Source organism: Agrobacterium sp. 22-209-1, assembly GCF_053522485.1.
The window spans coordinates 90,634-111,003 of the sequence record NZ_JBNWCH010000007.1 but is presented as its reverse complement, the minus strand read 5'-3'; the positions used below and the strand labels follow the sequence as shown (position 1 = coordinate 111,003).

20 protein-coding genes are annotated in these 20,370 nt (G+C 58.6%); 11 read left to right on the top strand and 9 right to left on the bottom strand.

All coding sequences use genetic code 11. From position 1 onward, the window contains the following. Positions 1-26: 26 nt before the first annotated feature. The gene (locus ACQZ48_RS16635) at positions 27-1,388 is read left to right on the top strand and encodes a glutamine synthetase family protein (protein ID WP_165691302.1); all 1,362 of its coding nucleotides are present in this window, start codon (positions 27-29) and stop codon (positions 1,386-1,388) included. Between the two features lies 1 nt (position 1,389). Then, positions 1,390-2,691, top strand: coding sequence for an NAD(P)/FAD-dependent oxidoreductase (locus ACQZ48_RS16630; protein WP_191217308.1), 1,302 nt, complete (start codon positions 1,390-1,392; stop codon positions 2,689-2,691). On the opposite strand, the gene ACQZ48_RS16625 is transcribed toward ACQZ48_RS16630, so the two are convergent. The 7 genes from ACQZ48_RS16625 to rirA form a co-directional block, all read right to left on the bottom strand. After that, a complete protein-coding gene (locus tag ACQZ48_RS16625; RefSeq protein ID WP_162520591.1) occupies positions 2,688-3,176 on the bottom strand; it encodes a gluconokinase in 489 nt (162 codons plus the stop codon). The genes ACQZ48_RS16630 and ACQZ48_RS16625 overlap by 4 nt on opposite strands. Before the next feature lie 109 nt (positions 3,177-3,285). Next, entirely contained in the window at positions 3,286-4,026 is a 741-nt protein-coding gene (locus ACQZ48_RS16620; RefSeq protein WP_137409584.1) for an ABC transporter permease, read from the bottom strand. After that, entirely contained in the window at positions 4,023-4,961 is a 939-nt protein-coding gene (locus ACQZ48_RS16615) for an ABC transporter ATP-binding protein (protein WP_077984518.1), read from the bottom strand. The genes ACQZ48_RS16620 and ACQZ48_RS16615 overlap by 4 nt, the downstream gene beginning before the upstream one ends. Continuing rightward, positions 4,958-6,124 carry an ABC transporter permease gene (locus ACQZ48_RS16610; protein ID WP_162520578.1) on the bottom strand — a complete coding sequence of 389 codons (1,167 nt, stop codon included), beginning with the start codon at positions 6,122-6,124 and terminating at the stop codon, positions 4,958-4,960. The genes ACQZ48_RS16615 and ACQZ48_RS16610 overlap by 4 nt, the downstream gene beginning before the upstream one ends. A 96-nt stretch (positions 6,125-6,220) precedes the next feature. Next, positions 6,221-7,132 (bottom strand): glycine betaine ABC transporter substrate-binding protein OsmF, encoded by a 912-nt coding sequence (osmF, locus tag ACQZ48_RS16605; protein ID WP_448729043.1) that lies wholly within the window; start codon positions 7,130-7,132, stop codon positions 6,221-6,223. Between the two features lie 141 nt (positions 7,133-7,273). Then, a complete protein-coding gene (locus tag ACQZ48_RS16600; RefSeq protein WP_191217395.1) occupies positions 7,274-8,320 on the bottom strand; it encodes an AbrB family transcriptional regulator in 1,047 nt (348 codons plus the stop codon). Between the two features lie 169 nt (positions 8,321-8,489). Then, a complete protein-coding gene (gene rirA / locus ACQZ48_RS16595; RefSeq protein ID WP_077984514.1) occupies positions 8,490-8,960 on the bottom strand; it encodes an iron-responsive transcriptional regulator RirA in 471 nt (156 codons plus the stop codon). A 173-nt stretch (positions 8,961-9,133) separates the two neighbouring features. On the opposite strand from rirA, the gene ACQZ48_RS16590 reads away from it, so the two are divergent. Further along, positions 9,134-10,183 carry a Fe(3+) ABC transporter substrate-binding protein gene (locus ACQZ48_RS16590; RefSeq protein ID WP_448729042.1) on the top strand — a complete coding sequence of 350 codons (1,050 nt, stop codon included), beginning with the start codon at positions 9,134-9,136 and terminating at the stop codon, positions 10,181-10,183. Between the two features lie 91 nt (positions 10,184-10,274). Here the strand turns inward: ACQZ48_RS16590 and ACQZ48_RS16585 are convergent, their stop codons facing one another. After that, the gene (locus ACQZ48_RS16585; protein ID WP_448729041.1) at positions 10,275-11,771 is read right to left on the bottom strand and encodes a CoA-acylating methylmalonate-semialdehyde dehydrogenase; all 1,497 of its coding nucleotides are present in this window, start codon (positions 11,769-11,771) and stop codon (positions 10,275-10,277) included. Positions 11,772-11,877: 106 nt separating this feature from the next. Here ACQZ48_RS16585 and ACQZ48_RS16580 point away from each other — a divergent pair, with 106 nt between their 5' ends. The 8 genes from ACQZ48_RS16580 (at position 11,878) to pncB (ending at position 18,741) form a co-directional block, all read left to right on the top strand. Next, positions 11,878-12,759 (top strand): LysR family transcriptional regulator, encoded by an 882-nt coding sequence (locus tag ACQZ48_RS16580; RefSeq protein ID WP_191217309.1) that lies wholly within the window; start codon positions 11,878-11,880, stop codon positions 12,757-12,759. A 117-nt stretch (positions 12,760-12,876) separates the two neighbouring features. Then, a complete protein-coding gene (locus ACQZ48_RS16575) occupies positions 12,877-13,800 on the top strand; it encodes a DMT family transporter (protein ID WP_191217310.1) in 924 nt (307 codons plus the stop codon). A gap of 292 nt (positions 13,801-14,092) precedes the next feature. Then, positions 14,093-15,199: a DUF475 domain-containing protein gene (locus tag ACQZ48_RS16570; protein WP_137409587.1), complete on the top strand. Its 1,107-nt coding sequence runs from the start codon at positions 14,093-14,095 to the stop codon at positions 15,197-15,199. Positions 15,200-15,210: 11 nt separating this feature from the next. After that, positions 15,211-15,504: a hypothetical protein gene (locus ACQZ48_RS16565; protein WP_191217311.1), complete on the top strand. Its 294-nt coding sequence runs from the start codon at positions 15,211-15,213 to the stop codon at positions 15,502-15,504. Between the two features lie 53 nt (positions 15,505-15,557). Continuing rightward, positions 15,558-15,902 carry a MarR family winged helix-turn-helix transcriptional regulator gene (locus tag ACQZ48_RS16560; protein WP_077984611.1) on the top strand — a complete coding sequence of 115 codons (345 nt, stop codon included), beginning with the start codon at positions 15,558-15,560 and terminating at the stop codon, positions 15,900-15,902. An 18-nt stretch (positions 15,903-15,920) separates the two neighbouring features. Continuing rightward, a complete protein-coding gene (locus ACQZ48_RS16555; protein WP_191217312.1) occupies positions 15,921-16,772 on the top strand; it encodes a C40 family peptidase in 852 nt (283 codons plus the stop codon). Positions 16,773-16,866: 94 nt separating this feature from the next. After that, the gene (locus ACQZ48_RS16550) at positions 16,867-17,226 is read left to right on the top strand and encodes a hypothetical protein (RefSeq protein ID WP_191217313.1); all 360 of its coding nucleotides are present in this window, start codon (positions 16,867-16,869) and stop codon (positions 17,224-17,226) included. A gap of 210 nt (positions 17,227-17,436) precedes the next feature. After that, the gene (gene pncB / locus ACQZ48_RS16545; RefSeq protein WP_191217314.1) at positions 17,437-18,741 is read left to right on the top strand and encodes a nicotinate phosphoribosyltransferase; all 1,305 of its coding nucleotides are present in this window, start codon (positions 17,437-17,439) and stop codon (positions 18,739-18,741) included. Positions 18,742-18,848: 107 nt separating this feature from the next. Here the strand turns inward: pncB and ACQZ48_RS16540 are convergent, their stop codons facing one another. Further along, positions 18,849-20,243, bottom strand: coding sequence for a leucyl aminopeptidase family protein (locus tag ACQZ48_RS16540; protein WP_448729040.1), 1,395 nt, complete (start codon positions 20,241-20,243; stop codon positions 18,849-18,851). Between the last annotated feature and the right edge of the window lie 127 nt (positions 20,244-20,370).

Here is a 20,370-nt window from a genome sequence, read left to right as displayed (position 1 = left end):
ACGAGATGGAAACGGCTTGCTGGTGCATGATGGATGATATTGAAAACGCAAAGAAATTTTTCGCCGATAATCCCGATATCGAAATTCTCGAAGCTTTCGTCATAGATGCGAACGGCGTGCCGCGCGGCAAGTGGATTCCGCGCGAACGGGCAATTGACGTTCTTGAGAAAGGAATGGCCATTCCCCGGTCGGTCTATGCGCTGGATATCTGGGGTCGAGATGTGCATGCTGCAGGTCTTGCGGAAGGCACGGGCGATCCAGACGGTTTTTGTTTCCCCGTTCCAGGCACGCTGTCGCGGGTGACATGGCTTGGCCGCCCAACGGCACAGGTTCTGCTGGCAATGAAAAATCCGGATGGGACCGGCTTTTATGGCGATCCGCGCCATGTTCTGGCGCAGGTTCTAAGCGCCTATAAAAAGGCGGGCCTCACGCCGGTCGTGGCGACCGAACTTGAATTTTACCTGATCGATCCTGTCCGCTCCGCGCTCGATCCTGTCCGCCCGCCGCGCAGCCGCGAGGGCCGATGGCACACGGGCCAGACACAGGTTCTGTCGATTTCCGAATTACAGGATTTCGAGGATGTTTTCCATGATATTGCCACGGCCTGCCGCGCACAGGGCGTCCTTGCCGATACGACGCTGCGGGAAAACGGCCCCGGGCAATATGAGATCAACCTCAACCATGTGCCGGATGCATTGCAGGCGGCCGATTTCGCCGTCTTCCTGAAACGCATCGTCAAGGGCGTGGCGCGGCGGCATGACCTCGACGCCACCTTCATGGCCAAGCCTTACGGGTTGCAGGCCGGCAACGGCATGCACGTGCATTTTTCCGTTCTCGACAGGGACGGCAGGAACATATATGCCGGGGAGAACGGCCCGTCGGATGCTTTGATGCATTCGGTCGGCGGCCTCTTGGAAAACATGGGTGAAAGCATGGCGATCTTCGCCCCCCATGCCAATTCCTACCGCCGCCTGACCCCCAGCGAACATGCGCCGACCTACGCCTCCTGGGGCATCGACAACCGCTCGGCGGCGGTGCGTGTCATCGTTGCCAGCAAGACGGCGACGCGTATCGAACATCGGGTCGCGGGCGCTGATACCAACCCCTATCTCGTTGTCGCGATGATCCTGAGCGCCGCATTGGCAGGCATGAAGGAGAAGCGCCAGCCGGGCGGCGCGATTGCCGGCGACAGCCACGCGATCAATCACGAGCCGCTGCCCACCAACTGGGACTACGCGTTGCAGCGCTTCACGCGCTCGAGCTTTGCCTATGCGACGCTCGGCCAGAAGTACCGCACGCTGTTTTCCGCCTGCAAACAGCAAGAGCTTTCCGAATTTTCCCTGCGTGTAACCGACGTCGAATATGACGCCTATATCAGGACGGTGTGAAATGGCTGAGGTAACGAATATTCCCAATCCCGGCCACACATCGTCATGGTATGCGGCCTCCGCCAATGTCAAAACCGTGCGGCCGACACTCGAAGGCGCGCTGGACGCCGATGTCTGCATCATCGGTGGCGGCTTCACCGGCATTTCCGCCGCGCTGGAACTCAGTGAACGCGGCTATTCCGTCATCGTCCTGGAAGGTGTCCGCGTCGGCTTCGGCGCTTCGGGGCGCAATGGCGGTCAGATCGTCAACGGCTATAGCCGTGATCTCGAAACCATTGCCGGTCGCTATGGGCATGACAAGGCGGTGAAACTCGGCGAAATGTCGCTTGAAGGCGGCGCGATCATCCGCAGCCGCATCGCCAACTACGCCATCGATTGCGATCTCGTCGATGGCGGTTTCTTTGCCGCCTTCACACCGAAACAAATCCGCGAGATGGAAGCTCACAAAGCCCATTGGGAAAAACACGGTCATGGCGGTCTCGAAATGGTCTCCAGGGCGGATGTCGGCCACTATGTGAAGACCGACCGTTATGCTGGCGGCATGATCGACCGCTTCGGTGGCCATATCCACCCGCTCAATCTGGTGCAGGGCGAGGCGGCGGCTGCCGAAAGCCTTGGAGCCCGCATATTCGAAAATTCGCGTGTCATCGCGGTGGAGCAGGGCGTCAATCCCATCGTGCGCACGGCAACGGGCAGCGTGAAGGCGAAATATGTCCTCGTCTGCGGCAACGCCTATCTCGGCAAACTCTTGCCGGAAATCGGCGACCGCATGATGCCGGTCTCAAGCCAGGTCATGGCGACGGAGCCGCTTGATGCCGATCTGATCGAGGAGCTTCTGCCCGCCAATTATTGCGTCGAGGACGCCAATTACATTCTCGATTATTACCGCCGCACCTCGGATAACCGCCTGCTCTATGGCGGCGGCATCGGCTATGGCGGCAGCGATCCTGCCGATCTGACGGGTGTGATCCGGCCGAATATGCTGAAGACCTTTCCGCAACTGGAAAAGACGAAGATCGACTTTGCCTGGAGCGGCAATTTTGCGCTGACGCTCACGCGCATCCCGCATATGGGCAGGTTGTCCGACAATATCTATTTTTCGCATGGCGATAGCGGCCACGGTGTTACGACAACCCATCTGCTCGGCAAGATATTGGGCGAGGCCGTTGCCGGCCACGCCGAACGTTTCGATGTCTGGAGCTCGCTGCCGAACTATCCGTTCCCCGGGGGTAAGACATTCCGGGTGCCGCTGACCGTGCTTGGCGCATGGTGGTACGGCCTGCGCGACAGGCTCGGATTTTAGAACGTTACCGTCTTCAAACCGGAAAGTGCGTTATTCGCAATATCCTCCGGTGTGGCATCGATGCTGACGGTTACGACGCCCGGTTCGCCGGTCGGCACTTCCAGCGTGGCAAGCTGGGTCTGCAGCAGCGAAAGCGGCATGAAATGGCCCTTGCGCTCACCCATGCGCCGGCTGAGAAGCTCCAGGCTGCCATCCAGATAAACGAAAGCCAGCGGGCCGCCGGTGGCCTTGCGAAGGCGGTCGCGATAGATTTTCTTAAGCGCCGAGCAGGAAACGACGACACCATCGCTTTCGCTGCCCTTGCGCAGTTCCGCGCCGATCAGATCGAGCCAGGGCCAACGGTCTTCGTCCGTCAGCGGAATACCTTCGGACATTTTTTCGACATTGGATTTCGGGTGCAGCTTGTCGCCCTCTATGAAGGCAATGCCCAGTTTCTCCGCCACTGCTTCCGCGACTGTGGACTTGCCGGAGCCGCTCACTCCCATCACGACAATTGCCTGTGTCACCCGCACCTCGAATGTTTCTGTTTCGACCGTCAGCCCCTATCATGTGCGGCAGGCATCGGGAATATAAAAATGCGGGGGCTTGCCTGTGTCAGTGCCCGGTTTTGCGCGCCGCAGTCTTTTCCATGGCGGAAAAGGCCGCGTGAATCAGGATCGCCAGCGCCGCAACGATCAGCCCGCCCTGAAGAATGAAGGCCAGATTGTTGGATTGCAGGCCAGCAATGATCACTTCGCCGAGGGTGCGCGCCGCGACTGTCGAGCCGATGGTCGCGGTCGAAAGGCTGATGACCGCCGAAAGCCGGATGCCGGCGAGAATGGCTGGAAGGGCAAGCGGCAACTCCACTTTGACAAGGCGTTGCCAGCCGGTCATGCCGCTTCCTCTCGCGGCGTCCATCACCGTGGCGGGCAGGGTCGTAAGACCCGTCAGCGAATTTTCGAATACCGGCAAAAGCGCGTAGAGAAACAGGGCAATGAGCGTCGGTTTTTCGCCAAAACCGATCATCGGCACGGCCAGCGCCAGCACCGCCACGGGCGGAAAGGTTTGGCCGATATTAACGATGCTGCGCGACAGCGGCAGGAAATCCGCCCCAAAAGGCCGGGTGACGAGAACCGCAAGGGCCCCCGCCGTGAGCGTGGCCAAGCCCGTGGCAATCGCCACGATAGTTAGATGCGACAGGGTGAGGGAAAGCAGATTGGCCTGCGTGTAGATTGCGGGTGCATTGGCCTGCACGAGAGGGCGGAACACCGGTGCGAAGACCTGCGGCGCTGCCAGAAAGATGATCAGCGCCAGTAGCAGTAGCCCGAGAGCAAAGAAGGATAATGCGTTTTTCATAGGGCTCCGGCGGCGCGCTGGAGGAGAACATCACGCCGCACCCGGCCGGCGGGTTGCCCATCGTCCCCGACGACCGGCAAGGCATCGCAACCCGCCCATAACATCGCCGACAGGGCGTCGCGCTGGCTTGTATGTTCGGTGAGCGGTTCGCCCTTAGCATTTCCCGGCTCCACGACATCGGCAACGGAGAGAACGGATAGCAGTTTCAGCGCCCGTTCGTTTTCACCGATCATGGTGCGCACGAAATCCGTCGCCGGTTTCAGCACCAATTCGGCCGGCGGGCAGTCTTGGACGATACGGCCTTTGTCCATCACGGCGATACGATCCGCCAGATGAAAAGCCTCGTCCATATCGTGTGTGACGAGAACGACGGTCACGCCGAGCTTTTTCTGGATGTCGAGAAGATCGTTCTGGGCCTTGGCGCGGATCACTGGGTCCAGCGCGCCGAAGGGTTCGTCCATCAGGAGAATGTTCGGTTCGGCGGCCAGCGCACGCGCCACGCCGACACGCTGCTGCTGACCGCCTGACAGTTCATGCGGGAAACGGTTGGCATAAAGCGCGGGATCGAGCTGGAAGAGCTGCATCAGCGCGTCGATCTTCGCATCGATCCGCTTGCGATCCCAGCCGATCAACTGCGGAACAGTCGCAATATTTTCGGCCACCGTCCGGTGTGGAAAAAGGCCATGGCCCTGAATGGCGTAGCCGATCTGGCGGCGCAGCTTGAAGCCGGGTATGGCGCTGACATCCTCACCGTCGATACGGATCGTGCCGGAGGTGGGCTCCACCAGCCGGTTTATCATGCGCAGCAGGGTGGTTTTTCCCGAGCCGGAGGTGCCGACGATGACGGTGACGGTGCGCGGCGCGACAGTCAACGATACCTGATCAACGACGGCTGCATCGCCATATCGCTTCGTGATGGTGTCGATTTCGATCATGCCTTTTGCCTTCCGCCTGCGCTGAAGAGATTGCTGTCGATGAGGGCGTCGAGTGTTATTGCTGCGGCAAAGCCGAGAAGGACGGTCGGTACGGTGCCAAGCAGCACGAGGTCCATCGCTGTCTGCCCGATGCCCTGAAATACGAAAACGCCAAAACCGCCGCCGCCGATCAGGGCGGCTATCGTCGCCAGGCCGATATTCTGCACCAGTACGATGCGGATGCCGGTGAGGATGACCGGCATGGCCAGCGGAAATTCCACCCGCAGCAACCGTTGCACCGGCGTCATGCCAAGCCCGCGCGCCGCTTCCCGGACCGCCTGCGAAACGCCCGAAAGACCGACCACAGTGTTGGAAACGACCGGCAGCAGCGAATAGAGAAACAACGCCACGAAAGCGGGCGCCATGCCGATGCCGGCGATGCCGATTTTCGCGGCGCCCGGCACAGTGGCTGCGATCCACCCCAGCGGGGCGATCAAAAGGCCGAAAAGGGCGATGGAAGGGATGGTCTGGACGATATTGAGGCCATTCAGTACACCCGCGCGCAACCACTCGACCCTGTAACAGAGTATCCCCAGGGGAATACCCACTACGGTCGCCGCGATCAGCGAGCCTATGGCAAGTTCCACGTGCCGCAAAGCCTCGGTCCAGAACGTATCGGCCCGGCCGGTATATTCCTTGATGATGGAGAGGTCGTTCCAGAGGCCGCTTGTCAGCACGGCCGCGAGTGCGGCGATGGCGGCCAGCAGCAACAAAATCCGGGCAGCGGGCTTCGGCTCAAGACGCGCAATACAATCCGTAGCGAGCAGAGCCAGACCGGCAAACATCAACCAGAAGCCGCTTGCGGGCGAAACGCGGGCAAAACTGTTACCCTCTGGCGTGAGAAAAGATGCCGCCTGCCCGATGAAAACCGCCAGTGCCGCAAGACCGACCAGCGCGGCTGCGAGTTTCAATCGCGTGGGAAAGCGGAAAAAGGCGATGAAGACTGTAACAAGAACGATGGTGACGAGAAGAGTTGCAGCTGAACCCGGAAGCGCTTCGAAGACCGTGCGTGTCTCGCCCTGAACGATCCGGTTGGCACGCAATGTCATGAAAGGCGACGCAAAAAGCGCATAAAGAAGCAGGGACGAAATCACCACGCCCACTTTGTCAGGCCACTTCGTCAAATCCTGCTCCCCTGCCTTTTGTCTCGCCTACTCTTGATTCGGACCGGATCATGGGAACGTACCGGCTCCCGCAACCCGCTCCGGCGTCGCGAGCGGTTACTTGACGAAGCCGTTCTTTGTCAGGAAGTCGATGGCTACGGTCTTGGCCTGTTCACCCCCCACCTGCACGCGCGCATTCAGGTCCTGCAGGGTTGCCAGATCGAGTTTTTCGAACACGGGTTTCAGCAACTCTTCGATATTCGGGTGCTTTTTCAAAGCCTCTTCGCGAATGATCGGCGCTGGCTGATAGACCGGCTGCACATGTTTGTCATCCTCCAGCACCACGAGACCTGAAGGCGCGATGCCGCCATCCGTGCCATAGACCATGGCAGCATTGGCGTTGTTCGTCTGGTTGGCGGCGGCGGCGATCGTGGCCGCAGTGTCGCCGCCGGAAAGCGTGATCAACTGGTCAGGCTTCATGGTGAAGCCATAGGTGGTCTGAAATGAAGGCAGCGCAGCGGCGGAATTGACGAATTCGGAAGAAGCGGCAAGGACCACCTCGCCACCATCGGCAACATATTTGCCGAAGTCGGAAAGCGTCTTGAGATTGTTCTTGTCGGCGACATCCTTGCGCAGCGCAATAGCCCAGGTGTTGTTGGCCGGAGATGGTGTCAGCCAGACGATCTTGTTGGCGTCGAAGTCGAGTGTTTTTGCTTCTTCATAGGCCTTGGCTGCATCTTTCCAGAGCGGATCGTCCGCCTTGGAGAAAAAGAAGGCGGCGTTGCCGGTATATTCCGGATAAATGTCGATCTCGCCGGCTGTGATCGCTTTTCGCACAACCGGCGTCGCGCCGAGCTGGATGCGATCCGTCGTTTCGATCTTGTTCTGATTGAGAACGGCGAGGATGATGTTTCCGAGAACACCGCCTTCCGTGTCGATCTTGGACGACACGACCACCTGCGCCTGCGCGATGGAAACAGAAAGGGCAAGCGCAAGTCCGGCGCCCGTCAACGTCATCAAGCGGTTCATGAATGTTCCTCCGGTGGGTCAGCCTGCAAACAGGCGAAAGATCGCCGCCGCAATTGCGGCCCAACATAAACAGCCGGAAGGAAAAATGGTTGCATGCCATCTGCTTTTTTTGCGTCAATGGCTGCGGCTGGACGCCGATAGTCAGGTTTCGCCGTCACGTTTGCGCGCATCCCTGCCCATGACGAGCGGCATGAGAACGGACAGAAACAAGAGCCGGATGACGTGATGGGAACCGACATAGGCGGTATCGGCATGCATCATCACCGCCATCGCCGCCATGGTTTCCAGACCGCCCGGCGAATAGGCGATCATGACGGCATTGAGAGGAACGCCGGTCACACCGGAAATCATCCAGGCAATGCTGCCAGCGATAACCATCACGGCGATGGTGACGACGAAGCCCGCCAGAAAGCCTTTCCGCACGTCCATCAGTGAGACATTCGAAAAGCGCGTGCCGATCAGGCAGCCGATAAGCACATAGACGGGCAGGCTGAGCCAGGTGGGAACACCGCCTTCGGTAAGGCCGGTAATATGGGTGCCTATGGAAATGGCGACACCGCCAAGCAGCAGGGCGGCCGGAAACTTCCAGCGCAGGAAGAGCCAGCCGGTCAGAAGCGATGCACCGATGGTCAGCGCCAGCGTAAAAAGGCCCATTGGCGGGTTGGCCACAAGCGGTTCCCTGCTGACAAGATCGAAATATTCGACGATCAGCGGCACGGAAAGCGTCAGCGCCAGCACCCGCACGCTTTGCACGATGCTGACGGTCGCAAGGTCGCTTTTCGTTTCGGCGCCGAGGCTGATGATATAGCTGAGATGACCGGGAGAGGCGCCTAGCATCGCTGTCGTCCGGTCGTAACCGAAGCCGTAATGCAGAATCCAGTAGGCGACATAGAGCATGATGACGACGGCGGCGAGCACGACGACGAAACTCAGGGGCCAGGTCTTTGCGGCGTGGATCACGGACGGCGTCACGCTCGTTCCCATCGAAATGCCGACGACGACGAAACAGGCGTTGCGGATAAAGGCGGGAATACCAAGCCTTACACCGGCCAGTCCCGTAATCGTCACGGCAAGCGCCGGGCCGGAAAGAAAAGGCGCCGGGATATCGATGAGACTGGCGAGCAGCGCACCAATGCTGCCGACGAGCGCGGTGAGCGCGAATGTATGGAGTTCAGGCTTGATGATCATTGCGACGCTGAGTGTTTGCTTGAAAAAGCTCGCGACCAAATGCGCCGCTTCCGTTCATGACGTCAACACGCAGGACCAGAAATATTACATTTCTTGCTTATTTACATAAGAAAAGCCCGTGGCCTACAGGGCACGGGCTATGGCAATTCCCGATGGGACAATGGGATGATCAGGCAGCCGGAAGGGGAGCGACCTTCGGCATTTCCGTGTCCAGGCCCAGGAGGAAGTTGATCTGGGGCCGCGCCTTGACGAGATCATCGATTGAGTATTCCGCCAGAACGTCAAAAAAGGCATTAAGTGCCTTGCGAAGCGCCGAGTTGAGGCCGCAGCTATCTACAAGCGGACATTCCACCGCACCATCCTCAAAGCACTCGGCCATGGCGAAGCTGTCTTCAGTAACCTTCACCACGTCGAACAGGCTGATCTTGTCGGCGGGTTTGCCAAGACGCACGCCGCCGTTGCGGCCGCGCACGGTCTCCACCAGACCTGCCTTGTTGAGCGGCTGCAGGATTTTGAACAGGAACAGCTCCGAAACGCCATAAGCCCTGGCAATCTCGGGAATGCGGCTCAGATGGCCGTCATTTGCGGCGCAATACATCAACATGCGAACGGCATAGTTGGTCTGTTTGGTCAAGCGCATGCTGGTCTCCTAACTCTCAATGTGGAGTTATATAGTCTCTTTTTCAGTTTAGAACAATTCCAAAAACTGAAAAAACTGGTACCCATCCGATATTTCTCGAACAGCGTTGTTGACCGTCCGGATGATTCATGAACAAACAAGTCAAGAATCCGAATGTAATGGAGGCGTTCATAATGGCAAGCTTGAAATCATACTTTTCCGCTGCCGTTTTTTCAGGGTTGACGATCCTTGTCGCCGCGCCCGTCGCTTTGGCGGAGGGGGAGGTTAACGTCTATTCCTATCGCCAGCCTGAATTGATCCAGCCGCTGCTCGATGCTTTCACGAAGGAAACCGGGATAGAGGCGAATGTGCTTTTTCTCGACAAGGGGCTGGTGGAACGCATTCAGGCCGAGGGCGTCAATTCACCTGCGGATGTGTTGCTAACGGTCGATATCGCCCGTCTCGTCGAGGCGAAGGAGGGCAAGGTTACCCAGCCGGTCCTCAACGATCCCGTCATCGAAAAGGATATCCCCGCCAATCTGCGCGATCCCGAGGGCGAATGGTTTGGGCTCACCACGCGCGGCCGGGTGGTCTATGCGTCGAAGGAAAGGGTGACCCAGAAGGAGATTACCTATGAGGAGCTTGCCGATCCGAAATGGAAGGGCAAGATCTGCATTCGCGACGGCCAGCATTCCTATAATATCGCGCTGATCGCCTCGATGATCGCCCATCACGGCGTCGATTATACCCGCGCATGGCTGACCGGCCTGAAGAACAATCTTGCTCGCAAGCCTGATGGAACCGACCGCAGCCAGGCGAAATCGATCTTTTCCGGTGAATGCGATATCGCGCTCGGCAACACCTATTATGTCGGCCTGATGCTGACCAATGATCGCGAGCCGGAAGAAAAGGAATGGGCCGGATCGGTGCGGGTGATTTTCCCAAATGCGGGCGATCGCGGCACGCATGTGAATATCTCCGGCATGGCGCTGACGAAATACGCCCCCAACAAAGACAATGCGCTGAAGCTGATGGAATTCCTGGCCTCGCGGGAGGCGCAGGAAATCTACGCCAGGCAGGTCTTTGAATATCCGGTGCTTCCCGGTGCGGAGCCATCCGATGTTGTGAAGGGCTTCGGCCCCATCAATCCGGACAAGCTGCCGCTGACGGACATAGCCGCCCATCGCAAGCAGGCGTCCGAACTGGTTGATGAAGTGGGTTTCAACGACGGCCCGACCAACTAATCCCGGCGCAACCCTTACCGTTCTGCCGAAATCTAATAAAAAGCCCCGCTGTTTTTGCAGCGGGGCTTTGTTTGTCTACGTGCTTCTCGGGTTACTTCATTGTCGGCATGACGAATTCTGCGCCCGACTTGATACCCGACGGCCAGCGCGAGGTGATCGTCTTGGTCTTTGTCCAGAACTTGATCGAATCCGTGCCGTGCTGGTTGAGGTCGCCGAAGCTCGAAGCCTTCCAGCCGCCGAAGGAATGATAGGCGAGCGGAACGGGGATCGGAACGTTGATGCCGATCATGCCGATATTGATGCGGCTTGCGAAGTCGCGGGCGGCATCGCCGTCACGGGTGTAGATCGCGACGCCGTTGCCATATTCGTGCTTCATCGGCAATTCCAGCGCGTCTTCGTAGTTCTTGGCGCGCACGACGGAGAGAACCGGTCCGAAGATTTCCGTCTTGTAGATGTCCATGTCAGGAGTGACATGGTCGAACAGGCAGCCACCGACGAAATAGCCGTCTTCATAACCCTGCAGCTTGAAGTCGCGGCCATCGACCAGTAGCTTTGCGCCCTGTTCGACACCGCTGTCGATCAGACCCTTGACGCGCGTCTGGGCTTCCTTGGTGACGAGCGGACCCATATCGGCCTTGTCATCGGTATAGGGACCGATCTTCAGCGCCTCGATCTGCGGGATGAGCTTTTCAACGAGGCGATTTGCCGTTTCTTCGCCAACCGGAACCGCAACGGAAACCGCCATGCAACGCTCGCCGGCGGAACCGTAACCTGCGCCCATCAAGGCGTTTACCGCCTGGTCGAGATCGGCATCCGGCATGATGATCATGTGGTTCTTCGCACCGCCGAAGCACTGCGCACGCTTGCCGTTCATGGCGGCCGTGCCGTAGACGTAGCGGGCAATCGGCGTCGAGCCGACGAAGGAGACCGCGCCGATATCGGGATCGGTCAGGATGGCGTCGACCGCGCCCTTGTCGCCGCTGACGACGTTCAGGATGCCAGCCGGAAGACCGGCTTCGATCATCAGTTCGGCAAGGCGGATTGGCAGGGACGGGTCGCGCTCGGAGGGCTTGAGGATGAAGGCGTTGCCGCAGGCGATCGCAGGGGCGAACATCCACATCGGGATCATGCCGGGGAAGTTGAACGGGGTGATGCCCGCACCGATGCCGACCGGCTGGCGGATCGAATACATGTCAATCGCAGGGCCGGCACCTTCGGTGAATTCACCCTTCTGCAGATGCGGAATGCCGCAGACGAATTCGCACACTTCGAGGCCACGGACGATATCGCCCTTGGAATCCTCGACGGTCTTGCCGTGCTCGCTGGAAAGCAGCACCGCCAGCTCATTCATGTCGCGGTTCAGAAGCTCGACGAATTTAAAGAAAACGCGGGCGCGGCGCTGCGGATTGGTGGCGGCCCATTTTGGCTGTGCCGCTTTTGCGCTCTCAACAGCGGCGCGAAGCTCGGCATCGCTCGCAAGCGCGACAGTCGCCTGAACTTCGCCGGTGGCCGGGTTGTAGACATTCGATGTGCGACCGCTGGTGCCCGGCACATGCTTGCCATTAATGAAATGACCGATTTCCTTCATGGGTTTTCCTCCAGAATGTGATGGCGCAGCATTACCTTTCGATTTGCACAAATCAATCGCCTGAAATAAGCATCCATTGTGCAAAAATAGACATAAGGAGGGTGCCGTGAACTGGGATGATGTGCGTTTGTTTCTAAGCGTGGCGCGAAGCGGCCAGTTTCTTTCGGCGGCGAGAAAGCTCGGTGTGAACCACGCCACCCTCAGCCGCCGTATTTCCGCGTTGGAAGCGGCCATCGGCACACAGCTCTTCCTGAGAAGCACCAATGGCTGCGAGTTGACGGAAGAGGGCCAGCGCCTTCTTGCCGGGGCCGAGCGCATGGAAACCGAAATGCTGAATGCCCAGGCAAATCTCGGCCGCGTCGATACGGCGGTGGCGGGAACGGTGCGCATTGGCGCGCCGGATGGTCTCGGCGTTTCCTTCCTCGCGCCGCGGCTTGGCCGGCTGACGGCGCGTTATCCCGATCTTAAAATCCAGCTCGTGCCGGTGCCACGCTCTTTCTCTCTGTCGCAGCGCGAGGCCGATATAGCCATCACCATCGAAAGGCCGGAGCAGGGCAGGCTGATGTTTTCGAAGCTCACCGATTATTCGCTGGGCCTCTATGCCTCGGCGGATTATCTGGACGATTACGGAACGCCTGATGATGTCGAGGCACTGAAGCGCCACCGGCGGATCGGTTATGTAGAGGACCTGATCTTTTCGCCTTCACTGAACTTTACCGGTGAGATCATGCGCGACTGGGACGCCGCCTTTGAAATATCGAGCGCCACCGGTCAGACCGAGGCAGTGCGCTCCGGTGCGGGTATCGGTATCCTGCATAATTACATTGCGGGGCAATATCCCGAGCTTTTGCGCATCATGCCGCAACTCACCATCAGCCGGTCCTATTGGACAGCCTATCACGAATCCGCCCGTCAACTTGTCCGCGTCCGCACAGTGGTCGATTTTCTCCAGGAACTCGTGGCCGAAGAACGGCGGATATTCACCTGACATCCCACATGTCGATATTATTAGTACTATTAATTGTTCGGGCCTGGTTGTTCGGGGCTTGACAAAGGATAGCTGGCTGGACGACCAATGCAGCCATTGGGAGAGATCGGAACTGACATGTCTATAATACGTAAGCTTTCGCCGACTGGCCTCGGCGTGGCCGTCATGCTGCTTGGAATGCTGCTTTTCGCACTGAACGACGCCATGGGGAAGTGGCTCGTCGCCACCTATAGCCAGGGTCAGGTGATCCTTATTCGCAGCGCGGCGGCGCTTATTATCCTCGTTCCGATCGTCTGGCGTGCCGGCCTCTCCGGCCTTGTCAGAATTGAGCGTCCCGGCCTTCAGTTTGCGCGCGTTTTCTTTTCCACCGCAGAGCTTTTCTGTTTCTATTTCGCGGTCGCGGCCCTGCCGCTCGCCGATGTCATGACCTATTGGCTGGCCGCCCCCATTTATGTGGCGGCGCTCTCACCGTTTCTGCTCGGAGAAAAAGTGGGCTGGCGTCGCTGGACGGCCATCGCCATCGGTTTTGTCGGCGTTCTCATCGCGCTCAAGCCCAGTTCGGCAAGCCTCACCTCCGCAGCATTGTTTTCGATCCTCGGCAGCGCCGCTTTCGCTTTCATGATGTTGTCTGGCCGCCAGCTGCGCAATACGCCGGATACCGTGCTTGCCTTCTGGCAGATCATCGGTGCGGCGCTTGCGGGCATTGTCGCGGTATTCCTTACGCCATCGGGATGGCTGCCGGTTCAGTCCGGTTTCGATCTCGCCTTCCTCGGCCTGCTTGGCGTCGTCGCCATGACAGCGCATGTGCTGGTCAACCGGGCACTTAAACTCGCCGATGCTGCAACCGTTGCACCGCTGCAATATACGCTGCTGCTCTGGGCGGTGATCTTCGGCTGGCTGTTCTTCAACGATGTGCCGCAGACCAGTATCGTTGTCGGTGCAGGCCTGATTGTTCTTTCCGGACTTTATATTTTCTTCCGCGAAAATACACTCAAGCGACGCCGTGAAACCGCCGAAGGACTGGCTGCGGAGCAGGTTTGATCTTTCCAGTTCGCCGTGGTCACAATCACGGGACTTGACGAAGGCGTGATCTTCAGGAAGTAAGAAGGGGCCCTGCGATGATTTGTCTCGCAAGGGCAGAGGAAACAAAGGTGCCGGGCCCCTCTGGCGAGAGTTTTACGGCGCTCTCGCGATGTCGGTACCGCCTGCAAAAATTGGCCGGCGGATTAAAGACTATGAAAAACCTGAATGTGCTTCGCGCGCGTGCTTTCTGCGTGCGGCCTGACGCCTCTCGTCGGTCCGTGAACGTCCTCGTCATTGGAGGCGACCGGACATGAGCGCTGCCCAGAAAAACACGCTTACCTACTTCAAGTGGGCTTTTATCGTCACCATTGTCGGCCTGATCCTCGGCGGTTATCTCGGTTGGGAAATGACCGGAACGGTGGGCGGCACGGCGACGATCTTTTTCATCTGTGTCGTTCTGGCGGTGCTGGAAATCTCACTTTCCTTCGACAACGCCATCGTTAACGCCAACAAGCTGAAGGATATGACACCGGTCTGGCAGCATCGCTTCCTGACATGGGGTATTCTGATTGCCGTTTTCGGCATGCGTATCGTCTTCCCGCTGCTCATCGTGGTCGTCGCGGCCAATGTCGGCCCCTGGACAGCTCTCGTCATGGCGGCCACACAGCCGGAACGTTATGCGGAAATCATGCGTGACGCCCATTTGCCGATTGCTGCTTTCGGCGGCACCTTCCTGATGATGGTCGGCCTCAACTTCTTCTTCGACCACGAAAAGGATGTGCACTGGGTACGCTGGATCGAGGAAAAGGCTGCAATCTATTCCTCCGTCAAGGGCATCGAGATTGCCTTCGTGCTGGTCGTCATGCTGATCTTTTCCCGCATCATCGGCGCAAGCGACAATCCTGAACTTGGTCCGGTCGCCGCCAACACCTTCTTCCATTCGGCGATCTGGGGTCTTCTGACCTTCCTGCTGGTGGAAGTTGTCGGCGGTATTCTCGACCGCAGCCAGGAAATGCTGGAGGGCGCTGCAAAAGGCGGCTTCGGTGCGTTTCTTTACCTCGAAGTGCTGGATGCCAGCTTCTCCTTCGACGGCGTGATCGGCGCTTTCGCGCTGACGCAGAACCTCTTCATTATCGCCATCGGCCTCGGCATCGGTGCCATGTATGTGCGCTCGATGACCATTATGCTGGTCGAGAAGGGAACCCTGGCCGAATATCGCTATCTGGAGCACGGCGCCTTTTATGCGATCCTCATCCTGTCCGTCATCATGTACGTGCAGACCATGGTGCATATTCCGGAGGTCATCACGGGCCTTGGCGGCGCGGGCCTGATCGGCATCTCGCTCTGGTCGTCGATCCGCTATAACCGGCGACAGAATGCCGATGCGGTCGATGCCGCGCGTGGCGCGGAGATCTGATCCGCGTATCCTTGCCTTCCGCTGTCGCGGCGGAAGGCAATTTTTATGCATTGAGTTATTTTTGCCTATTTTTATTGCTGTTTATCCTTTGCGAAAAATTTCGCCAAAAGACGAATTTTTCCCTTAAGTTGCTGTTTTTACGAATATTTGCGCGTTGCATCAAAACTGGCACGCTTCCTGCTTCTTATCCTGCAAGTCCAGAGGGGACATCATGGCCCGAAAACGGGTCAACAAATACCGCCGCGCCGCGCGATCTTTCTGATCTGCGCCGTGCGGCGGTTCTGTTTGTGCGGGATGGTTCTTGAGTTTTCCGTTCTCTTGAATGAAAAAGGTAAGAAAACGACTGGAGGGGCAAGGTTTGCCTGCACAATTGTCGCCCTCGGAGGCGCTTGGCCTCTGGCATCGTGTGTCCACGACGCAGGTCATTGACGATCAGCCGGATTTGACCTTGCGTCAAACCGCCATCCTGCTGCAGATTTATCTCGTCACGCCACCACACACCGTCAGGGGGCTTGCGGCAACGATGGGAGTCACCAAACCGGTCATTACCCGCGCCCTCGACAGCCTCGGCGCTCTCGGACTCGTCGATCGGGTTCGGGATGAGCGGGACAAGCGCAATGTCGTGATAAAACGTACGGTGGCTGGTGCGCTTTATCTGGAAAAATTCGGCGACCTGATTATTGATCAGGCACGCAAGATCTAACCCCTGGATGTGAAACCCATGATGCTCGACCGCCGCCTGAATGTCTTCCGCTCCGATCTCGCCGATGAAAAGCTGCGGGGCGTGGTGCAGGCCGAACGTTTTGTCAGCGGCTCGCCTGCCCAGATCGCGGTGCCGGCTATTGGCCTGCGGCCGACGCCGGACCTTGCCGTCGGCATCGATACCGAGCTGCTGTCTGGCGAAACCATCCGTGTTTTCGACCGGGCGAACGGCTGGGCATGGGTGCAGGCGGATGCGGATGGTTATGCCGGCTATGTGCCGGAAAAGGCGATTGGCGACGTCGTTGTCGCCACCCATCGGGTGACTGCGCCGCGCACTTTTCTCTATCCAGCCGCTGAGTTGCGCAAACCGCCGGTCGCAGCACTGTCCATGGGTAGCCTGATCCAGATTGTAGGCGAGGCGGAGACACGCGGTACCCGTTACCTGCTGACCGAAAAAGGCGAAGGCATCATCGCCGCCCATTGCCAGGCCGTCGACGCGGCGCTTGACGAAGATTATGTGGCGGTGGCGCTGCGCTTTATCGAAACGCCCTATCTCTGGGGCGGCCGCTCCGGCTTCGGTATCGATTGTTCCGGCCTCGTGCAGCTTTCCATGGCCATGACGGGTCGGCGGGTTCTGCGCGATACCGACATGCAGGTGAAGTCGCTCGGTATGGAAATCGAGCGGGATGAATTGCGCCGCGGCGATCTCGTCTTCTGGAAGGGCCATGTCGGCCTCATGGAAAACGAGGAAACCTTGCTGCATGCCAATGGCCATACGATGAATGTTGCACGCGAAAATCTCGATGCGGCCATCGAGCGCATCGGCTGGCTTTACGAAAAGCCGACGGCTTTCCGCCGGCTGGAGGACTGAGAAGGCGGCTTTCACGAAATTGTGCCTGCCTGGCCCTTTGTGGGAAAGTTTCCGACGCCTACATCGGTTGGATGATGGTATGGGACTGGCAACGATGAAGACGAGAACGGCAACACGACTGGCAACGATCGTCGCAGCGATTTTACTGAGCGCCCCTGCGCAGGCGCAGACCGTTTTTCAGAATGGTTTTGCCCCCGCACCGGATGCCTATGCAAACCTGCCGGGCGTCAAGGACCCGCGAACGCTGCAGCCAAAGGTCCGTTACAACTGCCATAGCGCATTGGGTGTGACCGGATATTCCCGAGGTCCTTACCGGGATGTTTTCGGCAGCCGTGGGCTTCCCGTTCAGGGATATCGCTGTACCGACGAAAACGGCATTTCCAGTTTCGGCGGCAGAAATCCGGTCTCCAAGGACTGGTATCCCGGCATAAACCCCGTCGACCCGACCTTCTGAAGCCGCATGGTTTGAACGCCGGACCGAAAACCCCTTTGTGGTCTTCGGAAAATCGATGCGTGAGCTGTGGTGGCAGGCATTTGCCAGGCGGGTGCTCTGGACTTGTTGTCGCTTTTTCAGATAAATCTTCCGCATGACAGGTTGATACCTGCCAGGGTGCGGAGTGACATCGGCTATTCTGACCTTTGGCCGATATTGGGGAATGCAAGTATGACGAAGACCGATATAGCCACCCGTGTCCACAATCATACCTGGAAGCTAGACCCGATCGTCCGCAGCCTGATCGACACGGATTTTTACAAGCTATTGATGTTGCAGATGATCTGGAAGCTCTATCCGGAAGTCGACGCGACATTTTCCCTGATCAACCGCACGAAGACGGTACGGCTGGCGGAAGAGATCGACGAGATGGAACTGCGCGAGCAGCTCGATCATGCGCGTACCCTGCGTCTCTCCAAGAAGGAAAATATCTGGCTTGCGGGTAATACGTTTTACGGCCGCTCGCAGATTTTCGAGCCGGAATTCCTCTCCTGGCTGTCGAGCTATCAATTGCCGGAATACGAGCTTTTCAAGCGCGACGGGCAATATGAGCTGAATTTTCATGGCCGCTGGATGGCCACGACGCTCTGGGAAATCCCGGCGCTCGCCATCATCAACGAGTTGCGCTCGCGCAGCGCCATGCGTTCGCTCGGTTATTTCACGCTCGATGTGCTCTATGCCCGCGCCAAGGCCAAGATGTGGGAGAAGGTCGAGCGGCTGCGGGAACTGCCGGGCCTGCGCATTTCCGATTTCGGTACTCGCCGCCGCCACAGTTTCCTTTGGCAACGCTGGTGCGTGGAAGCGCTGAAGGAAGGCATCGGTCCTGCCTTTACCGGTACGAGCAATGTCCTGCTCGCCATGGATTCCGATCTCGAAGCCGTTGGCACGAACGCGCATGAACTACCGATGGTCGTCGCGGCGCTGGCGCAGACGAATGAGGAACTGGCCGCCGCTCCCTATCAGGTCCTGAAGGACTGGAACCGGCTTTATGGCGGCAACCTGCTGATCGTGCTGCCGGATGCGTTCGGCACGGCGGCTTTCCTGCGCAACGCGCCGGAATGGGTGGCAGACTGGACGGGTTTCCGTCCCGACAGCGCCCCGCCGATCGAAGGCGGCGAAAAGATCATCGAGTGGTGGCAGAAGATGGGCCGCGATCCGCGCAAGAAGATGTTGATCTTCTCCGACGGTCTCGATGTCGACGCCATCATCGATACCTACAGGCATTTCGAAGGCCGGGTTCGCATGAGCTTCGGCTGGGGCACCAACCTCACCAATGATTTTGCCGGTTGCGCGCCAAAAACCATCGCCAGCCTCAAGCCGATTTCCATCGTCTGCAAGGTAAGCGACGCCAATGGCCGGCCGGCGGTGAAGCTCTCGGACAACCCGCAAAAGGCGACCGGTGATCCGGGCGAGGTGCAACGGTACCTGAAGTTCTTCGGTAAAGAGGACCATAAGGAACAGAAGGTGCTGGTTTAAAGCTTTTCCAGGAAACTCGGAGCCCGGTTTTCCGTCCGGAATGCTCCGAATTGAAAACGGGCGCTCCGGTTGAGGAAGCGCCCGTGGAAGCCTGACCTATCAGCAGATTACTTCGCAAACTGGTGTGCAATATAATGGAAGAGTGCGCGGATGCCCTGCGCCTCGCCGCCGATCGATGAGTGATGCCTTTCGCTCAGAGACCAGCCGTAAATATCGAAATGCGCCCAGCGCTTGGTATTGGTGACAAAGCGCTTCAGGAACAGGGCAGCGGTGATCGATCCGCCCATGCCGCCCGAAGGCGCATTGGTGATATCGGCTGCGCGCGAGCGTATATCCTTGTCGTAGCCCATGTAGAGCGGCATGCGCCACAACGGATCGTCCGTATCGATGCTGGCTTCCGCGATATCATGCGCCAGATCCTCGTCATCGGTGTAGAAGGGCGGCAGATCCGGGCCGAGCGCGACACGCGCCGCACCCGTCAGCGTCGCCATGTCGATCATCAGGTCCGGCGCATCTTCGTCCGCATAAGCGAGCGCATCCGCCAGAACGAGACGACCTTCGGCGTCGGTATTGTCGATCTGTACCGTCAGCCCCTTGCGGCTCTTATAGATATCGCCGGGACGGAAGGCATTGGCGGAAATGGAGTTCTCGACCGCCGGCACGAGAACGCGCAGATCGACAGGCAGTTTCGCATCCATGATCATCAGCGCAAGGCCGAGAACATTGGCGGCACCGCCCATATCCTTCTTCATCAAGGCCATGGAGGCGGCGGGTTTGATATCGAGGCCGCCGGTATCGAAGCAGACGCCTTTGCCGACAAGGGTGAGGCGCGGATTGCCCTTCTTGCCCCAGTTCATCTCCAGAAGCCGCGGCGCGCTTTCACTGGCGCGGCCAACGGCATGGATCAGGGGTAAGTTTTCCTTGAGCAGATCATCGCCGGTAGTGACCTTCACCTTTGCCTTGTAATGGGCGGCAAGCGCGCGGAAGGCAATCTCTAGCTCATCCGGTCCCATATCGTTGGCCGGAACATTGATGAGATCGCGCGCAAGGAAAACGCCGGCCAGAACGCGCTTGATCTCGCCGTCTTCCGCATCCTGCGGAATAAGGAGCTTTGCCCCGTTCGCCTTGGTGGTCTTGTATTTGTCGAAGCGGTAGCTGCCGAGGCCGAAACCGAGAGCGAGCCGATTGGCCGTCAGGGGTGCGGTCTCGATGTGCCATTCGCCTTCCGGCAGTTCACGGGCGAGTTTCCCGGTGATGAAGGGGATTTCCGAGGGATTGCCGCCGAGGCCGAGAAGCACGCCGCCCAGCGAACCATCGGCGGAAGGAACGAGGAGGATAGCGCCCGCCTCCGCCATGAACCCCGCCTTCTTCGCCCAATCCAGAGCGACAGGGTCGATGGCGCCCTGTTCGATATGGGCCGGCGTGACGGCGAAAACCGGCAATGTGCTGCCGGCCTTGGAGCTGAAGGGGGTCGGGCGTTCGATGAACTGATAGGGCGCCATTATATGCTTCCGTAAATGTCGAGAATCGGTGCGATTAACGCTCTGTTAGGGTTAACAGATTATTGCTTAAGCGAAAGTTGCGTCATGTGAGTCTGTCGTGTGTCGGGCGCAAGATCGATCATTCTCG

Bases quoted from the DNA above. Each gene is read 5' to 3' on its own strand.
- ACQZ48_RS16575 (WP_191217310.1), top strand. From the start codon at position 12,877: ATGTCTATAATACGTAAGCTTTCGCCGACTGGCCTCGGCGTGGCCGTC.
- rirA (WP_077984514.1), bottom strand. From the start codon at position 8,960: ATGCGCTTGACCAAACAGACCAACTATGCCGTTCGCATGTTGATGTAT.
- ACQZ48_RS16585 (WP_448729041.1), bottom strand. From the start codon at position 11,771: ATGAAGGAAATCGGTCATTTCATTAATGGCAAGCATGTGCCGGGCACC.
- ACQZ48_RS16635 (WP_165691302.1), top strand. From the start codon at position 27: ATGATGGATGATATTGAAAACGCAAAGAAATTTTTCGCCGATAATCCC.
- ACQZ48_RS16550 (WP_191217313.1), top strand. From the start codon at position 16,867: ATGAAGACGAGAACGGCAACACGACTGGCAACGATCGTCGCAGCGATT.
- ACQZ48_RS16540 (WP_448729040.1), bottom strand. From the start codon at position 20,243: ATGGCGCCCTATCAGTTCATCGAACGCCCGACCCCCTTCAGCTCCAAG.
- osmF (WP_448729043.1), bottom strand. From the start codon at position 7,132: ATGAACCGCTTGATGACGTTGACGGGCGCCGGACTTGCGCTTGCCCTT.
- ACQZ48_RS16590 (WP_448729042.1), top strand. From the start codon at position 9,134: ATGGCAAGCTTGAAATCATACTTTTCCGCTGCCGTTTTTTCAGGGTTG.
- ACQZ48_RS16620 (WP_137409584.1), bottom strand. From the start codon at position 4,026: ATGAAAAACGCATTATCCTTCTTTGCTCTCGGGCTACTGCTACTGGCG.
- ACQZ48_RS16615 (WP_077984518.1), bottom strand. From the start codon at position 4,961: ATGATCGAAATCGACACCATCACGAAGCGATATGGCGATGCAGCCGTC.
- pncB (WP_191217314.1), top strand. From the start codon at position 17,437: ATGACGAAGACCGATATAGCCACCCGTGTCCACAATCATACCTGGAAG.
- ACQZ48_RS16630 (WP_191217308.1), top strand. From the start codon at position 1,390: ATGGCTGAGGTAACGAATATTCCCAATCCCGGCCACACATCGTCATGG.
- ACQZ48_RS16625 (WP_162520591.1), bottom strand. From the start codon at position 3,176: ATGGGAGTGAGCGGCTCCGGCAAGTCCACAGTCGCGGAAGCAGTGGCG.
- ACQZ48_RS16570 (WP_137409587.1), top strand. From the start codon at position 14,093: ATGAGCGCTGCCCAGAAAAACACGCTTACCTACTTCAAGTGGGCTTTT.
- ACQZ48_RS16555 (WP_191217312.1), top strand. From the start codon at position 15,921: ATGATGCTCGACCGCCGCCTGAATGTCTTCCGCTCCGATCTCGCCGAT.
- ACQZ48_RS16600 (WP_191217395.1), bottom strand. From the start codon at position 8,320: ATGATCATCAAGCCTGAACTCCATACATTCGCGCTCACCGCGCTCGTC.